This window comes from Devosia sp. (assembly GCF_036406155.1).
In the GTDB taxonomy this organism is placed as follows: domain Bacteria; phylum Pseudomonadota; class Alphaproteobacteria; order Rhizobiales; family Devosiaceae; genus Devosia_A.
Window position 1 is genome coordinate 1 of record NZ_DASWVV010000132.1, and the last position, 18,259, is coordinate 18,259.

Below are 18,259 nucleotides of genomic sequence, written 5' to 3' on the forward strand. Positions count from 1 at the left end.
ATGAACTGGCGGGTGCGGTCTTGCGTGGGATGTTCGAAGATCTGCTCGGCCGGGCCCTGCTCGACGATGCGACCGGAGTCCATCATCACCACCCGATCGGCGATCTGCCGGGCAAAGCTGAGCTCGTGCGTGACGATGACCATGGTCATGCCGCCCTCGCGCAGCCGCATCATCACGTCCAGCACCTCGCCCACCAGTTCGGGATCGAGCGCCGAGGTGGGCTCGTCGAACAGCACGGCTTCGGGTTGCAGCGCGATGGCCCGGGCGATGCCCACGCGCTGCTTCTGTCCTCCGGACAGTTGGCCCGGATAGCTGGACACCTTGTCGGCGAGCCCGACCGAGGCAAGCGCCTCGGTCGCAACCCGCCGGGCCTCGGCGCGGGGCAGCTTCTTCACCCGCCTCAGCGCCAGCGCGACATTGCCCAGCGCGGTCATGTGCGGATACAGGTTGAACGACTGGAAGACCATGCCCAGCTTGCCGCGGACTTCCCGCAGTCGGCTGCCGTTGGCGACCAGATCGATGCCCGAGAACAGAACGCTGCCCGAACTGGGGACCTCGAGCAGGTTCATGCAGCGCAGCACCGTGCTCTTGCCGGAGCCGGAGGAGCCGATCAGGACGACCGCCTCCCCCTTGTGCACTTCGAGATCGATCCCGTGCAGGACTTGAACCAGGCCGAAGCTTTTGTGAACGCCCCGGAGCTGGATCAGGGGTTGCGTTTGGCTCATTTGAGTTCCTCGCGCCAAGTACTGTACGGGTTTCGCAGGTTACGTCAGTTGCACGCCAGGTCGTGCTCTGTCGGATCGTAGTTCTCGAAGCCGACGGGTCCGTATCCGGGCACGATGTTGACGGACGGCGAGTCTGCCGCCGGCGGGAAGCCGAACCACTTCTCGTGCAGCGCGGCCAGCGTGCCGTCCTGCTTGAGGCATTCGATGGCCGTGTCGATCCGGCTGCGCAACTCGGGATTCTCGGGCTTGACGGCGAAGGCGAAGGCGCCGCCGAGATTGATCGTCTGCGGCACCTTCAGCCCCGGCTGCTTCGTGGCCAGGTAGGCCATCGTGCCGGTTTCCGCCAGCGCGGCGAAGGCGCGGCCCGACTGCACCGCCTGCGCCGTGTCGGGCACGTTGAGGTAGCGCTGGATTTCGAAGCCGTACTTTGCCGCGTTTTCCTGCGCCCAGGTGTCGGCGATGGCGCCGTTGTTGACAGCCACGACCTTGCCCTTGAGGGCCGCGAGGTCGGAGAGCTCGGCGTCCGCCTTGGTCAGGAAGCCCAGCGAGGTCTCGAGATAGCCCTCGGTGAAGGCCATGCTCTTGCTGCGCTCCTGGGTGATGGTCACCGGGGCGATGATGACATCGAAATGCCCGGCGAACAGGCCGGCGAAGATGCCCGACCACTCCTGCACCACCAGTTCGAAATCGCGGCCCAGCTGCTTGGCGACGGCCTTGCCGACGTCGACGTTGAAGCCTTCCACGTCGCCGGACACGGTCCGGTAAGCAAAGGGCGGGATGGTCGGGTCCGCCGCGGCCTTCAGGACCTCGGCCTGGGCGCCCAGCCCGGACAGGGACGCAAGGCCTATGCCGAGCGCGACGCCGGCAAACTTCCTCAGGTAATTCGTCATTGCTTCCTCCTTGTTGGTCGTCGTTAGTTGGTGATGGTCGCGATCGCTTCGCGCACCGCGTCCTCGACCTTGTTCTGGTCGCGCCGGATACGGGCGCGCAGCATCAGGTCCATCGGGGAGTTGCGGGCGTGGTGAACCAGCTCGTCGATCGAGTTCATGATGGTGAGCGGCTTCTTCAGGTCGACGCCGAAGATGTCCTGCCCGTAGCGGCCCTTGTAGGTGTAGTTGACCCAGGTGAGCGTGCGCGACAGGCGCTTGAGCGTGCGGTTGACGCGGGCGGGATCGGCGCTCGCCGCGGTCTCGTGGAACGCGGTGACCTTGCGCTCGAGTTCGGCCACCAGCGCCAGGGTGCCGGAGACGTCGTAGTGGCCGCCGTCCTGCCACGCCTGCAGCCGCGCTTTCATGCCCTGCACGGTCTTGCGGAAATCGTGAGGCAGCCGTTCCGCGCTGCACAGGCGGATCGTCTCCAGCACGCGGATCCTGGCGTTGCGCTCCAGATTGTCCGGATCGATCTTGTCGAGCGTGTCGTGGTTGGAGTGGTTCCAATACCCGAGGAAGGCGCCGCCCCATTCGTCGGTCTGCGCCTGCGTGAAGGCGCAACGCGTGTAAACACTGGGAACGCCGATACCGTAGAAGCCGCGGTCGGCGGTCTTGTTGGCGCGGGTGACGTTGATCTTCGGTTCGGCCCCCACCACGTCGCGGGCGCAGCCGAGGGCGAAATCCATCAGCTCCTCGCTGGCCTCGATCTTGAATTCGGGCGCGTTGGCGAAGCCGGGGTTGTCGGTGAACGAGAAGCAGATCGCGTGTTCGGAAAGCTCCCGCCAGTGGTTGTCGAGGTACCAGGTCGAGGTCGCGTAGGCGCCGTTCTCGTGGCCCGAGACGAACATGAAGCGCACCTTGCGTCGCAGGTGCTGGCGCCCCTCGTGCAGCACCCGGGCGGCTTCCAGCAGCACCGCGACCCCGCCGCCGTCGTCGGAAGCGCCGGGGTTCCACGAGTCGTGGTGCGCCGCCATGATGACGAAATCGTCGCTGGCCTCGGCGTGCCCGGGCTCCACGTCGCACAGCACCTGGTGCGACTTGCCCCAGAACGACCGGATGTCGGCACTGAAGCTGCCCGTCACCTTGCCCTTGCGGCACAGCTCACGCAGGCGCTCGTAGCTTTTCCGGCCGATATGCGCCCGCGGAATTGCTTCCTGCTCGCCGATGCGGAAGTCCTCGGGGTCGGGCAGGCCCCAATAGGTCCAGGTCTGCGGCGCCGTGACCCGCAGAATGTCGACGTCGGAGGGGCCCCAGTTGCCGTAGATCATGCCGAGCGCGCCCTTCTTGCGCGCCTCTTCCGGGGTGATCGGGTAGGAGTAGGAATAGGGGATCACGACCACCTTGCCGGCGACCTCGTCGGCGCGGGCGCGAGCTTCTTCCGGCGTCTCGATGACGATGAACTCGCCCTCGACGACCTGGCCGCGACCGGTGTCGGGTGCGCAGGGAATGTCGAGCGGTTCCGGGCCGGTGATGCGCAGATGCGCCTCACCCGGCACCCCCAGCCATGAATCCACTTGCTGAATTTGCGGCTTCAGTCCGACCGCCCGCAATTGCGAGGCAATATATTCGGCCGACTGCGGCTCTTGCTCGGAGCCGGTATGGCGATCGGGCAACTTGGTTGCCAAGTATTCGACGTGGGCCCAGGCCTTCGTGACGTCAAACTGGGCCAGCAGTCTTTTCTCGGTCTCGTTCATATTCAGCTCCTCAGGAAAGGCACAACGTCAGCCGATGCAGGATTTTGGGAATTCGACACCGGCCACATAGTCGAGTGCCATTTGCGGGAGCATCTGGTAGACGTTCGCCCGCACCATCGGATTGACGGAAATCTGCAGGTAGGCATCGCGCGGCGACATGCCGTGCTCGCTGCTCAGCCAGTCGACCATCAGCAGGGCCGCCTGCGTCAGCGCATGGTCGAGCGGGCGCGAGATGTGCAGCGCGATCAGGCTGTGCTCCGTCTCGATGCGGGGAAACGGCAAGGCCTTCGGGCCGCAATTGTCGACCGACAACTCGACCTCGCCCTCGACCTCCGCCGCCACGCCGGTGAATTCCATGTCGCCCTGGGAAGCGTGCAGGTCGCCCAGGGCCAGAAGCCCGCCGTCGACCTGCGCCGTCACGTACAGGCGCGAGCCGGCGCGGATGTCGCGGCAGTCGATGTTGCCGCCGAACGCGCCCTGCCCCAGCAGGGCGGAATGGACTTCGCGCTCGGGCGTCACCGCGATGGTGCCGATGAAGGGGGCGGCCGACCAGTTCACCAGATCGTTGAAATGCACCCTGCCCCCGGCCATCGTGCCATCCGGCCCGGGCTCGTGGCGCAGGATGTGCACGCCGGGGGCATCGGCCTCCGGCCAGCGGGCGGAATCGCGCAAGGGGCCGCGTCCGGTGGTCCAGGTCGCGCTCTGGCGGGGGCTGATGGCAACGCTGTGCACGCTGATGCAGAGCATGTCGCCCTTGCGCACACCCTCGACATGAATGGGACCGGCCAGCGGGTTGGACAGGGGCGGCGTCACGTCCAGCCCGGCGCGCTCGAACGGCGACTGGCCGTGGCGCGTCAGCTGGTTGGCGCTGGCGTCCTGCGTCTCGACCCTGAACCGCTCGCCGGGGCGCACCCGCAGGCGCGGCGGCTCGGCCCGGTCGAGGGCGTAGAGGTCGGCGCGATCACGCGGAATCGTCTGCACGGCCGGCTCCGGTGTTGCGGGGACGCTGGTGGGCGCGCTGGTAGCGGGCGTAGCTGGCCGACATGGCCGTGGCGTAGCGGCGGGTCAGTTCGATCAGCCGCTCGACCTCGTCGCCGTCGAACTTCTGCGCCGGGCCGGAGACGGCCAGGGACATCACCGCCTGCCCTTCTTGGTCGACGACGGGAAAGGCGATGGCGGAGGCCATCTCGTCGGCTTCCGAGGCGCTGCGCGCATATCCCTGCGTCCGTATCCGCTCGAGTTCGGCCCGCAGGGCCGTGCGATCGGCAATGGTGTTGCTGGCCAGCCGGCGGATATCGACCGTGGCGAGGTAGGTTTCACGGAACGCCTCGTCGGCCAGCGCCAGCAGCAGCTTGGCCGGCGCCGAGGCGTAGAGCGGCAAGGTGTCGCCGGCAGACATCGCCAGCTTCAGCCGCTGGGTGGACTGGATCACCTTGATGGCGACGGCGTGGGCGCCGTCGCGCACACAGAGGAATACCGTCAGCTCGCTGTCGCGCTCCAGCGCCTCCATTTCCACCTGGACCAGCGAAGCGAATTCGTTGTGGTTATCCGGGCCGCCCTGGATGGCGTGCAGGCGACGCCCCGGCAGGATGAGGGCTGCTTCCTTGCGCGCGAATTCCTGTTCGACCAGGAGCGAGACGTAGCGATAGACCGTGCTGACGGGCAGCCCGGTTTTTGCCGCGAGTTCGTTCGGGGTCACGCCTCCGGAAACCGCGATCAGCTCGACGAGCGCCAGCGTGCGTCGGACGGCGGTCTGCATCAGCGGCCACCACGCGCTGCGGGGCGGGCCAGCAGCACCCGTCCGAGCGCAGCCGCGGCGGCGGCACGCACCGGGTCGAACACCGGGATGCCGATCCGGCGGGTCAGCTCGGCTTCGAACGGCGCCATGCCGGCACAACCCAGCACCAGCACTTCGCATTGGGCCGAGTCGCGCAGTTGGACGCCCTCTTCCACCAGGCGGTCGATGGCGTCGGGCCGGCTTTCGAGCTCAACCACGCCGATCCCCACCGGCCGGTCGCCGCCGATCCGGTCCGCTATTCCCATCGCGCCGTACATGCGCCAGTGGCGAGGAACCGAGGAGGGCAGGATCGACAGCACCCCGATCCTCTGGCCGACGGTCATGGCGGCGAGCAGGCCGCTCTCGCCAATGCCGAACACCGGCAGCTGCGTCACTTCCCGGGCCGCGTGCACGCCCGGATCGCAGAAGCAGGCGACCACGAAGGCGGCGGCACCAGGCTGTGCCGCCAGCTGACGGACGCGCTCCACCACGAGCGGGGCCACCGCGTCGCTGTCACCCTGGGATTCGATCGCCGGACCGGCGTTCGCGAGCATGACGGTCTCGATCTTGGGCCCATCCGTGAGCCGCAAGGGCGCCACGGCATCGTCGATGCCGTGGTTGAGGTGCGCCGTGCAGGTGGGGTTGATGATGTAGATGGTTTCCGACATTCTTTTCTCACTGTCTGAGAATTATTTTATTGTTTCATGAGAATCTGCGTCTGTCAATCCGACCCGATCGGTGACCTCGGCGCTGCGGGACACGGCCGTCGCAGGGGCAGGCCTGGCTGCTGCCGGCAAGGCCGGCGCTAGCCTGCGCGCCATTGGCGACACGCCGACATGCCGCCCGCGCCGGGCGGGCCAATGCAGCGCGCCGGAGCGAGCCGCCGCTTCGGACCGTCAGGAGATCGCGGCTATGATCTGCACCTCCACGGGTGCGTTGCCGGGCAGCGTCGCGACGCCGACCGCGGCCCGGGCGCCGATGCCGCGCTCGCCAAGCGCTTCCTGCAGGTGCTGCGAGGCGAAATCCGCGAGGCGGGAATGGGCGGTGAAATCGCTCTCGGCTGCCACATAGACCGTGAGGCTGAGGATTGCCGCAATCCCTTCCCCTGCCGCGAGAACGCCGCTGGCGGCCGACAAGGCGTTGCTGCAGGCCAGCACCACGGCCTCGCGATAGGTTTCGATGGGCAGGGCCGTGCGCACAGGCCCCGTCAGGGTCAGCACGCCGTCTCGGCGCGGCGTCATGCCGGCGGTGAAGATCAGGCCACCATGGCGGCAGGCGGGCAGGTAGCGCCCCTGCGGAACCGGTCCGCCGTTCGGCTCGCGCGTGGTCATGCGCGGTAGCGCTCGACGAGGGCGACGAGACGCTCGACCGCCTGCACCGCCGCCTCGTGATCCTGCGAGAAGTTGAGCCTGATGCTGTTGCCGGCATGCGGCGAGAACTCGGTTCCCGGCGTCACCGTGACGCCCGCCTGCAGCCGCAGGATGCGGACGAAATCGGCGTGGGAAACGGCGAGGTCGGGCAGGGCCGGAAAGACATAGCTGCCCGCGTCGGGCGTGCGCACCGAGACCCCCGGCGTGGCGCGCAGCACGGCCAGCAGATCGTCGCGGATCGCCTGGTGCCGGCGGATGCGCTCCTGCATCCACCCGGCCGGTTCGTCGAACCAGGTGCGCAGCACGGCCTGGCTGTAGCCGCCGGCGCGCAGCGAGACGATGGCCTGCAGCTTTTCCATGCGGTTGATGATCGCCCTCGAGCCGAAGGCAACCCCAAGCCGATATCCGCTCAGCGATTCCGTCTTCGACGGCCCCATGATGGTGACGACGTTTTCCGGGTCCAGCGATCCGGCGCGCAGATGCGTATAGGCCATGCCGGGATAGAGCAGGCGCGAATACAGTTGGTCGACGATCACCGTCGCGCCATGACGGCCGGCAAGCTCGGCAATGGCAGCGATCTCGTTCGCCGAATAGACGACGCCGGCCGGATTGTTGGGGTTGGAAAAGAGGAAGACCTTGGCGCCGGCCGTGAACGCTGCCTGCAACTGCTCAAGATCGATGCCGGCCCGGCCCTCGCTCCCCGCATAGTCGAGTCGGATCGGCACCACCGTCCCCTCGAAGAACTCCACCAGCTTGCGGTTGGCGAAATAGTCGGGCTGCATGATCGCGACCTTGTCGCCGCGCGCCGTGGTGCAGGCGATCGACAGGAACAGTGCGCCCTGCGTGCCGGGGGTGATGATCAGGCCATCGCGCGCGTCCACCGGGGCACCGGTGAACTCCGCCAGCCGCAGGGCGACCAGTTCGCGAATGCCGAAATCGCCGCGATATTCGGTGTAGGCCTGCCTGCCCCCGGCGGCGACGCCGGCCGAAAACACGTCGAAGGCGCCCGGCGTCGGCTCGTGCGCGTCGACATCGCCATGCGAGAAATCGACCGGCCTGCCTGCGAGGGCCGCGCCGCGCAGCAGCGTTGCGATCGCCGACGCCTCCTGGCGGACCTCCTGGCCGGGGGCATTGTCGGTACCGAGCCGGCTGAACTTTTCCTGGATCGACATCGATCGCACTCCTGTTTCCGCTGCGCCGGGAGCCGCTGGCCATCCGGGCGCCCGGTCCTCTCTACGACAGCCGATCCATACAGAAAATGTTGCTCTATCTATCTACTGACGATACAAAATGTGACGTATGGACGTCCGCTTCCTCGAAACTTTCGTCATGGTGGCCTCGTGCGGGTCGATCGCCGAGGCGGCGCGGCGGCTGCACCTGACGCCGGCGGCGGTGGCCCAGCGTCTCAGGGCGCTGGAGCACGAACTGGGGCATTCCCTCGTCAACCGGGTCGGGCGCACCGTGCGGCCGACGCCCTCGGGCCTCGCGGTCCTCGCCCGGGCCGGCGAGCTCATCGAGGCCGTGCGCGACCTGAAGTCAGCCGCAGCCAACGACCTGCCGGCGGGCGAATTGCGGCTGGGCGCGACGGCCACCGCGCTGACCGGGCTGCTGCCCGGCATTCTCGCGAGGCTCGGCGAGCGCTACCCGCGCATCGAGGCCTTCATCCGGCCCGGCGCGTCGGCGGATCTCTACAACAGCCTGCTCGCCGGGGAACTCGACGCGGCCGTGCTGGTCCGCCCGCATTTCCCGCTGCCCAAGGCCGCCAACTGGCTCACGCTGCGGCACGAGCCGCTGCTGCTGATCACACCCGCCGACAGCGCGCTCGAGGACCCGCATAGGGCCCTCGCGCAGCTGCCCTTCATCCGCTACGACCGCAACCAGTGGGGCGGCCAGATCGTCGAGCGCTACCTGCGCCAGCACGGGGTGCGGGTGCGCGAATGGCTGGAACTCGACGCGCTGGATGCGATCGCGGCACTCGTCGATCGCGGGCTCGGCGTCTCCATCGTTCCCGATTGGGCGCCGCCCTGGCCGGAAGGGCTGCGCCTGCGCCGGCAGCGGCTGGCCGGCGGCGAGGTCCGCCAGACCGGCGTCCTGTGGGGCCGCTCGGGCCCGCGCATCGCAGCCGTGCAAGCCTTCATCGAGTGCTGCGCAGCGCGTTAACCCGCCGGGGGGCGGTCGCCGCTCCGACGCCGCGCCGCCCGCGGGATACGCCCGGTAACGACGGGGAGCGTGCTTTGGCATGGATCGGAGACGCATGGCGGAACGCCATGCGTCGCGCGGCCGGTCAGAACTTGCCGTACTTGAGATAGGCTTCCTGCGGGTCCATGCCTGCCCTGATGCTCTTTCTGACTTCGGACTCGGTGGACATCGCGACTTCGGAGCGTTCCACGACCACCTCCAGCAGATCGCGAGGTATGCGCACCAGCCCGTCCCGGTCGCCCAGCAGAAAGTCTCCGGGATTGATCACGACGTCGCCGATGCGGATTTCGACGTCATAGGCAGTGGGCAGCCACTGGCCGACGATATCGCGGGGCGTATGCCCTCGGGACCAGGCCTGGAACCCGATATCAATCAGGAAGTCGGTGTCGCGAATATAGCCGTCGGCGACACAGCCCCGCACGCCCTTGTCCTTGAGTGTTTCAGCCGAGAGTTCCCCCATCTGCGCCACGATCCTGTCGTTGGGCTGGCTTACCCAGACATGGCCAGCCGGTGCCTTGGAGAGGAGGCCGGTCCACGCCAGCAGGGTCTCATGGGGGTCGGCAGAGGGCGCACTCTTGCCCACGATGGTGAAGGCTGGGCCCGCGAGCCTCTTTTCCGGCATCAGCGGCCGCAGTTCGGGCGGCAGTGCAAAGTCCCGGCACCCCATGGCGCGCAGCACATCGTGGACGACTCCGGTGTAGCAGGCCTCCAGGCGCGCGGTCATCGAGGTTTCGTCGTTCATGTCGTTCATACCCACTTTCTGTGCTGGTCGAAGGCCCGAACCAGCTTCATGCATGGCTTGCTCAGCCGATTATCTTGCGCTCGCCGAGATCCGCGATCGTCGCGTCATCGAAGCCGAACTCCCTGAGGATTTCCGTCGTGTGCTCACCCACCAGTGGCGGAGGGAGTCTGACCTCTGCCGGAGTCGCGCCCATCTTCACCGCCGGCGCGACGACCTTGACCGTGCCCGCGGTCGGATGCTCGTAACTGGTGATGGCGCCGAGATGCTGCACCTGCGGGTCCTGCTCGACCTCGAGATGGGTCTTGACCTCGCCACACCAGATGTCGACGGCAAGCATCGCCTCCATGAGATCCGCCCGCTTCCAGCCCGACGTGAGGGCAGCGATCTTCTGCCAGATCCGGTCACGCTCGGAGAACAGCCGATCCGGCCGGTCGTACTCGAGCAGGCTCTCGTCCCCAAGCACGTCAACGAGCTTGGCAAACGGGCTCATCGCTATCGTCACGTAGCCGTCCTTCGTCGGATAGACGCCGAACGGCGCTTCCATTCCCGGATGCCCGATGCCCGAACACGGCCTCTGGAAATCCTCCTGGAAGTTCATCGCGGCCAGCATCTCCTGGCCCTGGTGGGCAAGCATGCCGCTCATGAGGTTGACTTCGATGGACTGGCCTTCGCCGGAACGCTCCCGCCAATAGAGAGCGGTCAGAATGCCGAAGACCATGTTCATCGCGCCAATCTGGTCGGCGAACCCCGAGCCGACCGGCACCGGCGGCCCGTCGGCCCGCCCGGTGGCGGCGGCGAGACCGGTGAGCCCCTGGAGAAGCATGTCCTGCCCAGGGCGGCTGAGATAAGGGCCGCTGGTGCCGTAGCCGGAGCCGGAGCAATAGATGATCCGAGAATTGACCTTGCGGAACGCTTCGTACCCATATCCCAGCCGGTCCATCACGCCCGGCCGGAAGTTCTGCACGACCACGTCCGCCCGCTCGGCGATCCTGAACAGAACGTCCCTGGCTTCCGGTGCCTTCAGGTCGATGGCGATCGAGCGCTTGTTGCGGTTCCAGGCGAGAAAGTTCGGGCTCTCCCCGCTACTGCCCAGCCGCTTGTTGTTGAAGGTCATCGACCGGAAGAGGTCACCAGCACCGGGGCGTTCAACCTTGATGACGTTGGCACCCATGTCGGCAAGCTGTTGCGTGGCAAAGGGCCCCTGCAGAAGATGGCTGAAGTCCAGGACGGTTACGTCCTGGAGGGCTCTCGGGTGCATTCTGTCCGTCTCCGTCACTCAGTGTCCGCTGAACGCCGGGTCCCGCTTGTCGAGGAAGGCTCGGATTCCCTCCTCGGCGTCATCCGTGTTGTACAGTCGGTAAAGCGTGTTCTGTTCCAGCGTCAGGCCGGCATCGAGCGGCGTTTCGGGCGCTGCACGGATCAGCGGCTTCATCTCTTCGGCGGAGAGCGGCGCCACGCGGCAAACCTCGCGCGCCCGTTGTACTGCCGCATCCATCAGTTCCGCATCGGGGACACACTCGGCGGCGAGACCCAGCTCATGGGCCCGCTCCCCAGTGATGCGCCTTGCGGCCAGCATGATGTTGGATGCCGCGTACTTGCCCACGGCCCGGGTGAGACGCTGCGTGCCGCCGCCGCCCGGGGACAGGCCCAGGAGGCCCTCCGGCAGGCCCAGCCGCGCGCTGTGCGCGCAGATAATGATGTCGCAGCAAAGGACGATTTCGAAGCCACCTCCCAGCGCGTAGCCACGCACCGCGGCGATGACCGGCTGCGGCAGCGTTTCGATCTTGCCGAAGACGGCACGACTTTCGCGTTGGTAGGCGATGAACTTTTCCGGTTGCCGATCCTGATACTCGGCGATGTCCGCACCCGCGACAAAGGCCCGCTCGCCCGCCCCGGTGAGAATCACGCAGCGCACCGTCCGATCCGCCGCGATGTCATCGAGATGCGCGCCCAGTTGCCGGACGAGCGGCGTCGACAGCGCGTTGAGCTTTTCGGGACGGTTGAACGTCAACCGTATGATTCCCGGCTCGATGGTCTCGCGCAGCACCAGCTGCTCCATAGGGTCCTCCCCGCCTGGCTGTCCGGCCGCCGCCTTGCAAAAGCGCTTGACGGCAGAACGAGCGCTCCATAATTTGAGAATGCACTCTCATATATGAAATGTCTATAGCCAAGTGACAACTGTGTCGCGCTTACCGGCGCGATAGTGAGGAGGAACCAAATGAGGAAAAGTGCCGTATTGCCTTTGGCCGCCACCCTGCTCGGCGTGCTGCCCGGCACCGCGTTCGGGCAGACCACCATTCGCTATGCCCACATGAACTCGCCGACGCATTTCGTGAACGCGGGGGGCGAGCAGCTCGCCGCAGCACTGGCGCAGCGCACCAATGGCGCGATCAAGGTCGAACTCTTTCCCAGCGCCCAGTTGGGAGAGAATTCACAGATCACCGAGCAGATCAGCCTCGGCGGCGACCTCATTTCGCAGGTGGGGATCGGGACCGTCGCCGACTACGTTCCCGACCTTTCGATCATCGTCTATCCGTTCATCTATCCAAGCTTCGAGGCGGCTCAGCGCTTCCTCAAGAGTGACCTCATCAAGGAGCTTGAGGCTCGGGCCGAGGCGGCGGCCAACGTGAAGATCCTCTGCTACATCCACTACGGCGTGCGGGACCTCTATACCCGCGAGAAGGAAGTGCACGGCCCTGCCGACACCGAGGGGATGAGCATCCGCGTCCAACCCGTGCCCATCTATACGGAGATGGTCGAAAAGGTGTTCGGTGGCGCCCCTACCCCGATGCCGTGGCCTGACGTCTACAGCGCCCTGGCTCAGGGCGTGATCGACGCCGCCGAGGCCCCCCCGGTATCGATCCTCGACCAGAAGCACCAGGAACACGCCAAGTTCCTGATCCAGACCAACCACATCATGGACATCTCGCCGATCGTGACGAGCGCGTCGCTGTTCAATTCGCTGTCTGAGGAAAACCAGCAGATCTTCCAGGAGGAAGCGGACAGAGCGTGCGATTCCATGTCACAGGCCTCCATCGCCAGCTATGAAAAGGGCATTGAGGACCTGCGTTCCGCCGGCATGACCATTGTCGGCGATGTGGATCGCGACGCCTTCGCCGAGCGGGCGGGTGCGATTGCGGCCGCGTTCCCGGAATGGTCCGAGGGCCTCTACGAGCGCGCTCGCGCAATCATCACGGCGCAGTAAGTCTGAGCGCCGGCTATGCGGTGATCCGGGACGCAATGCGTCCCGGATCGGAGGGAGGAGTTCATGGGCAGTCAGCCAACGCGCGCCCTGCGCGTCATGCAAGACCTGGAATTGGTCATCGATCGCGTGTTGACCACGTTTGCTGTCGCCATACTGGTCGTCATGGTGGCGCTGGTCGCGATTGCGGTGGCCGCCCGCTATTTGTTCAACTCTCCGCTCGTCTATTCCTACGATTTGTCCACGCTGCTGTTCGCCTGGACCGTATTCCTGGGTCTTTACACGGCGGAGCGCGACAACACCCATATCAGCCTTGACAATCTGGTTCAAATGGCGCCGGCGAAGCTGCGCCGCCTGCTCCTGATCGTCAGGCAGGTGCTCCTCATTGCGGTAGCGACCTACGCTGCCTGGATGGGACTCCTCCTCATCCAGCGCACGGGCATGCAGATCCCCTCGATGCGCATCTCCGTGAGATGGCTCTACGCCTCCATGCCGGTCGGTTTCGGCGCACTGGCGCTGATCTATCTCCTGCGCCTGCCGCGCCTCATCGCTATCCGAGAGAACTGATAGATGCTGCCACTCGTTGCCATCGCCTTCGTGGTTCTGCTCGCGCTCGGCGTGCCGATCGGCCTGATCCTGCTGGCCCTTTCTCTCATCTATGTGCTGCTCGAGCCGGCCATCATGGATGTCGTGTTCGCGCAGCGCCTGATCAGTGGTACGCAAAGCTTTCCCCTGCTCGCCGTCCCGCTCTTCATACTGACCGGCGAACTGATGAACATTTCCGGCATCACGCGCCGGGTGATGGATTTTGCCGCCCTGGTGACGCACCGCATGAGCGGCGGACTCGCACAGACGAACATCCTGCTCAGCACGCTCCTGGCCGGCATGTCCGGCTCGGCCAACGGCGATGCCGCCATGCAGGCCAAAGTGCTCGTTCCGGAGATGAGCAAACGCGGCTATCCGCTGAACTTTTCGACCGCGCTCACTTCAGCATCGGCCCTCATCGCGCCAATGATCCCGCCAGGGATCGGGCTCATCCTCTTCGGCTTCGTCACCAACACCTCCATTGGCAGGCTGTTTGCCGGCGCGATCATCCCCGGCCTGCTCCTCGCTGCGGTGATGATGGCCCAGACGCATCTCATCACCCGCCGCCATGGATGGGACCCACCGAACCGCGACAAGCCGACAATCAGCCTGGGAAGGGCCTTTCTCGGCGCCGCGCCGGCCATCCTGCTGCCCGTGCTCATCATCGTCGGGGTCAGGATGGGGGTCTTCACCCCCTCGGAAGCGGCAGCCGTTGCCGTCCTCTACACCGCTACCTTCATCCTCATCTATCGTGAGGCCGACTGGCGGCAGATCTGGCTGGCCCTGCGTTCAACGCTCGCCACCACCAGCGCTATTCTGCTGGTGCTGGCCGCATCGGCGGCCTTCAGCTGGGTCCTTACCTTCGAGCGCGTGCCCCAGACGATCGGCGAGGCGATGCTCACCGCCACCGACCAGCCCCAGATGATGCTCGCTCTCATTGCCACCATCATCTTCCTGGGCGGCCTGTTCATCGAGGGCACGGCCCTCATCCTCATCCTCGGGCCCATGTTCCTGCCCGTGGTGACGAGCCTCGGCGTCGATCCCGTCCACTATGGCATTGTGTTCGTGCTCATGGCCCATCTGGGTGGCATTACACCGCCGGTGGGCACGGTCATGTTCACGGCCTGCGCGATCACGCGCGTATCCATCATCGACTTCGCACGCGCCGTGTGGCCCTACATCCTGAGCTACCTGTTCGTGGCCGCCGTTCTCATCCTCTTCCCCTTCTTCAGCACCTGGCTGGCCTATATCTGAGGGTCTGCGGTCCGATGGCTCCATCAAACCAGCGAGAAACGAGCGCCCGGAAGAGCCCTGCGGCCTATACGGTCCCCGCCTTGACCAAGGCCATGGAGGTGCTGGATCTGCTGGCGAGCGAGGCCGGCGGCCTCAGTGCCACCGATATCGTCGGCCGACTCGAACGGTCCATGGGGGAGCTCTACCGCATCCTCGTGGCGCTCGAGCGCCTGGGGCTGATTGCGCGCGATGAGCGGGATGAGCGGTATTTCCTGACGCTCAAGCTGTTCGAGATGTCGCATCGGCACCCGCCCATCGAGCGGCTGGTGCACTCGGCCATGCCTGTCCTCCGCCGACTGGCGGAGCAAAGCGATCAGTCGGCGCATCTGGGCCGGCTCGACGGCGAAAAACTGGTCGTCCTCGCCACTGCCGACAGCCCCCAGAGCATGCGGTATTCGATTCGGTTGGGCGCGGCCTTCCCGGCGCTCGATACGAGTTCGGGCGTCGTGATCATCGCCCATTCGGACAAGCCCCTGCAGGACCTGCATCTGGAGCAATTGCCGCGAGCCGAGCAGGCCGAGATGCGGGCGCGCTTCGAACAGGCAGTGAAGCTGGGCTTCGAACGGCGCAGGAGCGCGGTGGTCAACGGCGTCGTTAACCTGAGCTGTCCCGTCTTCGACCATGCGGGTGTCCCGCAGGCAGCGGTCACCATTCCGTATCTGGAACAGGTGCGCAACAGCGTGAACATCGAGCCCGCGCTGCAAATGGTCATCGCGGCTGCGCGCGAACTCAGTCAGTCGCTCGGCTGGACGGCCGACAAGTGGCCACCTCCGGATGGCGAAAAGAACAATCAATAGGAGATATCTGCATGTCGAAGAGGGTCCTTCGCGGCATCGCCTGGGATCATGACCGGGGTCACACGTGCCTGGTGCGGACGGCGCCCCAATTCATGATGGAACACCCCGGCATCGAGGTGCTGTGGGAGAAGCGGAGCCTGCGCGATTTCGGGCAGGCACCCATCGACGTGCTCGCCGACCGCTACGATCTCGTGATCTTCGACCATCCGTTCGTAGGCAAGGCTGCGGCGTCGGGCTGCCTGATCGATCTGAGACCGCACCTGGATGCAGGCGAGATCAGTGCGCTTCTTGCCGACAGCGTCGGTAAATCAAGTGAGTCATATCACTATGATGGCGGCATATTCGGGCTTCCCACGGACGCCGCCGCGCAGGTGGCAGCCTACCGCCCCGACCTTCTTGCCGGCCTTGGGGCGGAGGTACCGCGCACGCATGACGAGGTTCTCCGGCTCGCACGGCGTGCCCGCCAGCAGGACAAGACCATCTCGACGCCGGCCTGCCCGATCGACGCCGCCTGTCTGATCTTCACGTTTGCCGCCAACCTCGCTGCCCCGCTCGATACCGAGGGTCACCGCTTCATCGAACCGGCGATGCTGGACGAGGTCCTGGGGCGGATCGAGGAGCTGATCCGCGTCTCGCATCCGCGTTCCCTCGACTGGAACCCCATCCGGTCCTATGACACGATGGTCGCCACCGACGACGTCGTGTATTCGAGCTATGCCTTCGGCTACTCCAACTATTCGCGTAAAGGTCGGCAGCCCATACTGCTCGCCACCAACATCGCCGGCCCAGGGTCAGATCCGGCACGCGGGAGCCTTTTGGGTGGCGCCGGGCTCGGCGTGACGCACAGCTGCAAGGATGTGGAGGCCGCGATCACCTACGCGCGCTGGCTCCATCGGCCCGAGTTTCAGGCTGGTGCCTATTTCGCCGAGGGCGGCCAGCCGGGCCTGCGAAGCGCATGGCTCTCCGAACGTGTCAACGCGGCGTCCAACGGCTTCTTCCAGGACACGCTCGAAACCCTCGACAAGGCCTATCTGCGGCCGCGCTGGAACGGTTTCCTGCCCTTCTTCGAAGAAACCGGCGAACTCGCCAACCACTGGCTGCGCGGCGCCCTCTCGCGGAAAGAGCTGGCGGATCGGCTGACGCAGAACTTCGAGAGATCACGGAGCAGTGCGCTCACAAGAACCCCCGCGTGACACTTCCAGCACTGGTCGCGGCGCCGACACGACCATCGGCCACCGCTGCGGATGCGCAGATGCGGGGTGACCGCGCGCCTGGGCAGCCGTGTGCACCTGAGCGGTCCCGTCCCGCGGCTCGACAGCAGCGTTCGAGCCGCGGGTAGAAAGTCTCGACTGCGCAAGCCGAAGAGCCGACCGCAGCGCACCTGACCAAACGGCCGGCACCCGGCGTCATCCCTCCGTGCCCGGGTGGCGCTGTCGTTCACGACGCACGAAGCCGTATTCGTGCCAAGCGAGGACCAGGACGATCAGGTCAAGAACCGTGATCGCCACCAGCACGGCGGTGAGGTCGAAAGTCATCCTGTAGCCCTGATAGAGGATGAACCCGATCAACGCCGCGATGAAGACAGGATAGGCCCAGATCCGCTTCGCCAATACCGCTGCGACCAGGACCAGCTTGATCAGCCCATGGCTGAACAGATACCAGGCCGCGAACGACTGTGCGTCCGTCGTGAAGCCCTCGGCTGCCTGTCGCACAGCGTTGGCCACGAGGTCGCGCGGATCCTCGATCAGTTCGGCGCGTGTCAGGGCAATCGCCATGCGGACGATCAGGTCGTGGCTGAGGAAGGCCAGCGACAGGCCCCCGAGGACCTCGGCCAGGCTGTGCGCGCCCTTCAGCCAGAGGCTTGCCTGAAACATGCGGCGGATGTCGATCTCGGTGATCTTCATCAGCGCCGCCAGCCGGTATCGGTCATCGTGTGGGACGCTGCGTCGGTCCGGTGTCGGAAGAACCACGCCTTCGAAAACAACGCAACAACGCGGCCGCCGCCGGACTTGGAGAGCGCTTGCGCGAAGACCAGTGGCGGAGAGAGAGGGATTCGAACCCTCGAGACGGTTACCCGCCTACACACTTTCCAGGCGTGCGCCTTCGACCACTCGGCCATCTCTCCGCGCGCCTGCGCGGCCACCGGCGTGCAGGCGGGCGCACTATACTCATGGGCGGCCCGACCGCAAGCCGTCATGCGGCCCCGGCGCTGGCCGGGCTGTGGGCCGGGGCGCGGTCTTGTGCTGCGTGCGTGCCGCATGCGACAAGGTCCAGGTCCGGCCGCCCGCGCGCCCGGCGCCCCTGCCCTTCGCCCTGGGACCGAAACATGATGCGGCTCATCCTGCGCCTCCTGGGTACCTGGCTCGTCGGCATTGCGCTGATCCTCATCATCATCGACGGCACCAAGTCGCTCGGCGCCAACGACATCGTCATGACGTCGCTGGGCGACACGTGGACGCTGCTGCACGCCGACAGCCTCGCGCGCTTCCGGGAATTCCTGGCGACGCGGTTCTTCGGGCCGGTCCTCGAAATCGTCGTCAGCACCGTGCTGACGTTCCCCGCCTGGCTGGTGCTGGGGGTACCGGGGATCTTCATCGCCTGGCTCGGCCGCTCCCGGCGGGTCCGCGTCTTCGTCCGGCAGGACCAACTGTGACGCGCTAACGCGGCGTCACTTCGTAGACGACCAGCGGCGACGTGCCCGCATCGCGCCGCACCAGCCAGGCGGGCAAGGCCTCGCGCGCAAAGAGCCTGACGAAGGAATCCTCGGCCGCGCCGGCGATGCCCTGCATCTCGGGCAGCGGCGGGCAGACGACGACCAGCCCGATGCCGCGCGCCGCGAGAATGCCGCGGGCCTCGTCGATCGGCTTGTTGAAGAAGGCCAGCGCATCGCCAATGCCCTCCTGGTTGCGGTGGTAGGGCGCAGCGACGACCGCGTGCGCGGTGAAG

At 66.2% G+C, this 18,259-nt stretch carries 19 protein-coding genes, 1 tRNA gene and 1 pseudogene; 7 read left to right on the forward strand and 14 right to left on the reverse strand.

Going from position 1 to position 18,259, the window contains the following annotated elements; translation table 11 throughout:
• From VGD93_RS08320 to VGD93_RS08355, 8 genes are all read right to left on the reverse strand, one after another.
• Positions 1–725: amino acid ABC transporter ATP-binding protein (locus VGD93_RS08320; RefSeq protein ID WP_395011027.1), on the reverse strand; the 725-nt coding region annotated here is incomplete at its 3' end.
• Positions 726–769: 44 nt separating this feature from the next.
• On the reverse strand, positions 770–1,615 hold the full coding sequence (locus tag VGD93_RS08325; RefSeq protein WP_395011029.1) for an ABC transporter substrate-binding protein: 846 nt from the start codon (positions 1,613–1,615) through the stop codon (positions 770–772).
• A gap of 23 nt (positions 1,616–1,638) precedes the next feature.
• Positions 1,639–3,348: a M28 family peptidase gene (locus tag VGD93_RS08330; RefSeq protein ID WP_395011031.1), complete on the reverse strand. Its 1,710-nt coding sequence runs from the start codon at positions 3,346–3,348 to the stop codon at positions 1,639–1,641.
• A gap of 27 nt (positions 3,349–3,375) precedes the next feature.
• Positions 3,376–4,329: an acetamidase/formamidase family protein gene (locus VGD93_RS08335; RefSeq protein WP_395011033.1), complete on the reverse strand. Its 954-nt coding sequence runs from the start codon at positions 4,327–4,329 to the stop codon at positions 3,376–3,378.
• Positions 4,310–5,107, reverse strand: coding sequence for an IclR family transcriptional regulator (locus tag VGD93_RS08340; RefSeq protein WP_395011035.1), 798 nt, complete (start codon positions 5,105–5,107; stop codon positions 4,310–4,312). Before VGD93_RS08340 ends, VGD93_RS08335 begins: the two co-directional genes overlap by 20 nt.
• A complete protein-coding gene (locus VGD93_RS08345) occupies positions 5,107–5,793 on the reverse strand; it encodes an aspartate/glutamate racemase family protein (RefSeq protein ID WP_395011037.1) in 687 nt (228 codons plus the stop codon). The genes VGD93_RS08340 and VGD93_RS08345 overlap by 1 nt, the downstream gene beginning before the upstream one ends.
• Before the next feature lie 228 nt (positions 5,794–6,021).
• Positions 6,022–6,456, reverse strand: coding sequence for a RidA family protein (locus tag VGD93_RS08350; RefSeq protein WP_395011039.1), 435 nt, complete (start codon positions 6,454–6,456; stop codon positions 6,022–6,024).
• The gene (locus VGD93_RS08355) at positions 6,453–7,667 is read right to left on the reverse strand and encodes a pyridoxal phosphate-dependent aminotransferase (protein WP_395011040.1); all 1,215 of its coding nucleotides are present in this window, start codon (positions 7,665–7,667) and stop codon (positions 6,453–6,455) included. Before VGD93_RS08355 ends, VGD93_RS08350 begins: the two co-directional genes overlap by 4 nt.
• A gap of 127 nt (positions 7,668–7,794) precedes the next feature.
• On the opposite strand from VGD93_RS08355, the gene VGD93_RS08360 reads away from it, so the two are divergent.
• Entirely contained in the window at positions 7,795–8,655 is an 861-nt protein-coding gene (locus VGD93_RS08360; RefSeq protein ID WP_395011042.1) for a LysR family transcriptional regulator, read from the forward strand.
• A 124-nt stretch (positions 8,656–8,779) separates the two neighbouring features.
• Here VGD93_RS08360 and VGD93_RS08365 read toward each other — a convergent pair whose 3' ends face one another.
• From VGD93_RS08365 to VGD93_RS08375, 3 genes are read right to left on the reverse strand one after another with little or no spacing between them, the layout of a single operon-like run.
• On the reverse strand, positions 8,780–9,445 hold the full coding sequence (locus tag VGD93_RS08365; RefSeq protein ID WP_395011044.1) for an RraA family protein: 666 nt from the start codon (positions 9,443–9,445) through the stop codon (positions 8,780–8,782).
• Between the two features lie 52 nt (positions 9,446–9,497).
• Positions 9,498–10,712 (reverse strand): CaiB/BaiF CoA transferase family protein, encoded by a 1,215-nt coding sequence (locus VGD93_RS08370; RefSeq protein WP_395011045.1) that lies wholly within the window; start codon positions 10,710–10,712, stop codon positions 9,498–9,500.
• Entirely contained in the window at positions 10,713–11,495 is a 783-nt protein-coding gene (locus tag VGD93_RS08375; protein WP_395011047.1) for an enoyl-CoA hydratase/isomerase family protein, read from the reverse strand.
• Between the two features lie 159 nt (positions 11,496–11,654).
• Between VGD93_RS08375 and dctP the strand changes: the two genes are divergently transcribed.
• The 5 genes from dctP (at position 11,655) to VGD93_RS08400 (ending at position 16,506) form a co-directional block, all read left to right on the forward strand.
• On the forward strand, positions 11,655–12,641 hold the full coding sequence (gene dctP / locus VGD93_RS08380) for a TRAP transporter substrate-binding protein DctP (RefSeq protein WP_395011049.1): 987 nt from the start codon (positions 11,655–11,657) through the stop codon (positions 12,639–12,641).
• 63 nt (positions 12,642–12,704) lie between these two features.
• The gene (locus VGD93_RS08385; protein WP_395011051.1) at positions 12,705–13,205 is read left to right on the forward strand and encodes a TRAP transporter small permease; all 501 of its coding nucleotides are present in this window, start codon (positions 12,705–12,707) and stop codon (positions 13,203–13,205) included.
• A gap of 3 nt (positions 13,206–13,208) precedes the next feature.
• Positions 13,209–14,477 (forward strand): TRAP transporter large permease, encoded by a 1,269-nt coding sequence (locus tag VGD93_RS08390; protein ID WP_395011052.1) that lies wholly within the window; start codon positions 13,209–13,211, stop codon positions 14,475–14,477.
• Positions 14,478–14,557: 80 nt separating this feature from the next.
• A complete protein-coding gene (locus VGD93_RS08395; RefSeq protein ID WP_395011054.1) occupies positions 14,558–15,313 on the forward strand; it encodes an IclR family transcriptional regulator in 756 nt (251 codons plus the stop codon).
• Positions 15,314–15,324: 11 nt separating this feature from the next.
• The gene (locus VGD93_RS08400) at positions 15,325–16,506 is read left to right on the forward strand and encodes an extracellular solute-binding protein (protein ID WP_395011056.1); all 1,182 of its coding nucleotides are present in this window, start codon (positions 15,325–15,327) and stop codon (positions 16,504–16,506) included.
• 213 nt (positions 16,507–16,719) lie between these two features.
• On the opposite strand, the gene VGD93_RS08405 is transcribed toward VGD93_RS08400, so the two are convergent.
• Positions 16,720–17,217, reverse strand: coding sequence for a DUF2127 domain-containing protein (locus VGD93_RS08405; protein ID WP_395011058.1), 498 nt, complete (start codon positions 17,215–17,217; stop codon positions 16,720–16,722).
• A gap of 131 nt (positions 17,218–17,348) precedes the next feature.
• Positions 17,349–17,438: transfer RNA gene (locus tag VGD93_RS08410), tRNA-Ser, on the reverse strand.
• A 201-nt stretch (positions 17,439–17,639) separates the two neighbouring features.
• Between VGD93_RS08410 and VGD93_RS08415 the strand changes: the two genes are divergently transcribed.
• Positions 17,640–17,966, forward strand: coding sequence for a hypothetical protein (locus VGD93_RS08415; RefSeq protein WP_395011060.1), 327 nt, complete (start codon positions 17,640–17,642; stop codon positions 17,964–17,966).
• A 4-nt stretch (positions 17,967–17,970) separates the two neighbouring features.
• Here VGD93_RS08415 and VGD93_RS08420 read toward each other — a convergent pair.
• Positions 17,971–18,259 (reverse strand): annotated as a pseudogene (locus tag VGD93_RS08420) (hypothetical protein); the annotation flags it as partial.

Bases quoted from the DNA above. Each gene is read 5' to 3' on its own strand.
- VGD93_RS08325 (WP_395011029.1), bottom strand. From the start codon at position 1,615: ATGACGAATTACCTGAGGAAGTTTGCCGGCGTCGCGCTCGGCATAGGC.
- VGD93_RS08330 (WP_395011031.1), bottom strand. From the start codon at position 3,348: ATGAACGAGACCGAGAAAAGACTGCTGGCCCAGTTTGACGTCACGAAG.
- VGD93_RS08340 (WP_395011035.1), bottom strand. From the start codon at position 5,107: ATGCAGACCGCCGTCCGACGCACGCTGGCGCTCGTCGAGCTGATCGCG.
- VGD93_RS08345 (WP_395011037.1), bottom strand. From the start codon at position 5,793: ATGTCGGAAACCATCTACATCATCAACCCCACCTGCACGGCGCACCTC.
- VGD93_RS08350 (WP_395011039.1), bottom strand. From the start codon at position 6,456: ATGACCACGCGCGAGCCGAACGGCGGACCGGTTCCGCAGGGGCGCTAC.
- VGD93_RS08355 (WP_395011040.1), bottom strand. From the start codon at position 7,667: ATGTCGATCCAGGAAAAGTTCAGCCGGCTCGGTACCGACAATGCCCCC.
- VGD93_RS08360 (WP_395011042.1), top strand. From the start codon at position 7,795: ATGGACGTCCGCTTCCTCGAAACTTTCGTCATGGTGGCCTCGTGCGGG.
- VGD93_RS08365 (WP_395011044.1), bottom strand. From the start codon at position 9,445: ATGAACGACATGAACGACGAAACCTCGATGACCGCGCGCCTGGAGGCC.
- VGD93_RS08375 (WP_395011047.1), bottom strand. From the start codon at position 11,495: ATGGAGCAGCTGGTGCTGCGCGAGACCATCGAGCCGGGAATCATACGG.
- dctP (WP_395011049.1), top strand. From the start codon at position 11,655: ATGAGGAAAAGTGCCGTATTGCCTTTGGCCGCCACCCTGCTCGGCGTG.
- VGD93_RS08385 (WP_395011051.1), top strand. From the start codon at position 12,705: ATGGGCAGTCAGCCAACGCGCGCCCTGCGCGTCATGCAAGACCTGGAA.
- VGD93_RS08390 (WP_395011052.1), top strand. From the start codon at position 13,209: ATGCTGCCACTCGTTGCCATCGCCTTCGTGGTTCTGCTCGCGCTCGGC.
- VGD93_RS08400 (WP_395011056.1), top strand. From the start codon at position 15,325: ATGTCGAAGAGGGTCCTTCGCGGCATCGCCTGGGATCATGACCGGGGT.
- VGD93_RS08405 (WP_395011058.1), bottom strand. From the start codon at position 17,217: ATGAAGATCACCGAGATCGACATCCGCCGCATGTTTCAGGCAAGCCTC.
- VGD93_RS08415 (WP_395011060.1), top strand. From the start codon at position 17,640: ATGATGCGGCTCATCCTGCGCCTCCTGGGTACCTGGCTCGTCGGCATT.